At 67.3% G+C, this 266-nt stretch carries 1 protein-coding gene; it reads right to left on the reverse strand.

Annotation, left to right across the window (positions count from 1 at the left end; genetic code table 11):
• Positions 1–2: 2 nt before the first annotated feature.
• Positions 3–266 (reverse strand): aldehyde dehydrogenase family protein (locus tag IFR14_RS20575; RefSeq protein ID WP_191942236.1); only part of this gene is annotated, 264 nt, incomplete at its 5' end.

Raw genomic sequence — 266 nt, forward strand, 5'->3', positions numbered from 1 at the left:
CCTCAGTTCTGGGGGAAGCCGAGGTTGATGCCGCCGTGGGAGGGGTCGAGCCAGCGGGAGGTGATGGCCTTCTGCTGGGTGAAGAAGCGGACGCCCTCGGCGCCGTGGGCCTTGGTGTCGCCGAACAGGGAGTCCTTCCACCCGCCGAAGGAGAACGTCGCGACCGGGACGGGGATGGGCACGTTGATGCCGATCATGCCGACCTGGATCTCGTTCTGGAACCGTCGGGCGGCACCGCCGTCGTTGGTGAAGATCGCGGTCCCGTT

The sequence above is a fragment of the Plantibacter sp. CFBP 8775 genome (genome assembly GCF_014839505.1).
Lineage (GTDB): Bacteria > Actinomycetota > Actinomycetes > Actinomycetales > Microbacteriaceae > Plantibacter > Plantibacter auratus.